This window comes from Porcincola intestinalis (assembly GCF_009696445.1).
Taxonomy (GTDB): domain Bacteria; phylum Bacillota; class Clostridia; order Lachnospirales; family Lachnospiraceae; genus Porcincola; species Porcincola intestinalis.
Genome location: NZ_VULZ01000028.1, coordinates 1 through 2,595, shown reverse-complemented (window position 1 = coordinate 2,595; position 2,595 = coordinate 1). Strand labels below are relative to the sequence as shown.

Below are 2,595 nucleotides of genomic sequence, written 5' to 3'. Positions count from 1 at the left end.
GCCGACAGCCGCGCGATCGGCACGCGGAACGGTGAGCAGGATACATAGTCCAGCCCGATCCGGTCGCAGAACTCGATGGAGGACGGGTCCCCGCCATGCTCCCCGCAGATTCCACAGTGCAGATTCGGATTCACATCCTTGCCGAGCTTCATTGCCATCTCCATCAGCTTGCCGACACCGTTCTGGTCCAGCTTCGCGAACGGGTCGTTCTCGAAGATCTTCGCGTCGTAGTAGGCCTGCAGGAACTTTCCTGCGTCATCGCGTGAGAAGCCGTAGGTCATCTGCGTCAGATCGTTCGTCCCGAAGCAGAAGAAGTCCGCGTCCTTCGCAATCTCGTCCGCGGTCAGCGCCGCGCGCGGGATCTCGATCATCGTCCCGACCTCGTACTGCATGGCAATTCCGCTCTTCGCGATCTCCTCGTCTGCCGTCTTCACCACGATCTTCTTGACATAGAGGAACTCCTTGTTGTCTCCGACAAGCGGGATCATGATCTCCGGCTTCACGGTCCAGTCCGGATGACGCTTCTGCACGGCGATCGCAGCGCGGATCACCGCGAGGGTCTGCATCTTGGAGATCTCCGGGTAGGTGACATCCAGGCGCACCCCTCTGTGCCCCATCATCGGGTTGAACTCGTGCAGCGAGTTGATCAGGGACTTGATCTCGTCCACGCTCTTGTGCTTGGCATCCGCCAGCCTGCGGATGTCCGCCTCCTCGGTCGGCACAAACTCATGCAGCGGCGGATCCAGGAAGCGGATCGTGACCGGCGCTCCCTCCAGTGCCTCGTAGAGCTTCTCGAAATCGCTCTGCTGAACCGGCAGGATCTTCGCCAGCGCCTGCTCTCTCTCCTCCACCGTGTCGGAGCAGATCATCTCGCGGAAGGCCTCGATCCGGTCCTTCTCAAAGAACATGTGCTCGGTCCTGCACAGCCCGATGCCCTCAGCTCCAAGCTCATGCGCACGCCTTGCGTCTGCCGGCGTGTCCGCGTTCGTGCGGACCTTCATTCTCCTGTACTTGTCCGCCCAGCCCATGATGCGGCCGAACTCCCCGACGATCTGCGCCTCCACGGTCGGGATGACGCCCTCATAGATCTTGCCTGTGGAGCCGTTTGCGGAGATCCAGTCCCCTTCATGGAAGGTATGTCCGTTGATCGTGAAGCAGCGGTTGTCCTCATCCATGTCGATCGCGGAGACACCTGAGACACAGCAGGTGCCCATGCCCCTCGCGACGACAGCCGCGTGGGAGGTCATGCCGCCCCGGACCGTGATGATGCCCTGCGCGCTCTTCATGCCCTCGATATCCTCCGGGGAGGTCTCAAGGCGGACAAGCACGACCTTCTTGCCCCTGCTCTTCCAGGTCTTCGCGTCCTCCGCCGTGAAGACGATCTGCCCGCAGGCAGCGCCCGGGGAAGCCGGGAGACCGGTTGCGATCGGATCTGCCTTCGCCAGATAAGCCGGATCAAACTGCGGATGGAGCAGAGAGTCCAGATTCCTCGGCTCGATCATCAGCACGGCCTGCTTCTCGTCGATCATGCCCTCATCCACAAGGTCGCAGGCAATCTTCAGAGCTGCCCTTGCCGTGCGCTTTCCATTGCGGGTCTGCAGCATGTACAGATGCTTGTCCTCGATCGTGAACTCCATGTCCTGCATGTCCTTGTAATGGTTCTCAAGGGTCCTGCAGATTCCTGTGAACTGATCATAGACCTCCGGCATCAGTTCCTTCAGCCGGTCGATCTTCTGGGGCGTCCGGATACCTGCGACGACATCCTCGCCCTGCGCATTCAGGAGGAACTCGCCCATCAGACGCTTCTCGCCGGTCGCCGGGTCTCTCGTGAAAGCGACGCCCGTTCCGGAGGTGTCGCCCATGTTTCCGAACGCCATCATCTGGACGTTGACAGCCGTCCCCCAGGAGTACGGAATGTCATTGTCCCTTCTGTATACGTTCGCGCGCGGATTGTCCCAGGAGCGGAAAACCGCCTTGATCGCCTCGACCAACTGTTCCTTCGGGCCATCCGGGAAGTCCTTCCCGAGCTTCTCCCTGTACTCTGCCTTGAACTCATCCGCCAGCTCATGAAGGTCGTCCGCATCCAGATCGATGTCCTGCGTTACGCCCTTTCTGGCCTTCATCTGGTCGATCAGCTCCTCAAAGTACTTCTTGCCGACCTCCATGACGACATCCGAGAACATCTGGATGAATCTTCTGTAGCAGTCCCATGCCCATCTGGGATTCCCGCTCTTCTTCGAAAGAACGCCTACAACATCCTCGTTCAGTCCCAGGTTCAGGATCGTGTCCATCATGCCCGGCATGGACGCCCGCGCTCCTGAACGGACAGAGACAAGGAGCGGGTTCTCCCGGTCGCCGAACTTCTTCCCGGTGATCTCCTCCATCTTCGCGATGCCGCCTTTGATCTGCTCCATGATGTCGTCACCGATCTGGCGTCCGTCATCATAGTAGCGCGTGCAGGCTTCCGTCGTAATCGTGAAGCCCTGCGGCACCGGCAGTCCGAGCCCTGTCATCTCCGCAAGCCCGGCTCCTTTGCCTCCGAGAAGATTCCGCATCCCTGCGTTTCCTTCTGAGAACATGTAAACATACTTCTTC

At 60.0% G+C, this 2,595-nt stretch carries 1 protein-coding gene; it reads right to left on the bottom strand.

What is annotated here, in order from left to right:
- A partial coding sequence (gene ppdK / locus FYJ35_RS14305) for a pyruvate, phosphate dikinase (RefSeq protein WP_154527588.1) occupies positions 1-2,595 on the bottom strand: 2,595 nt, incomplete at both ends.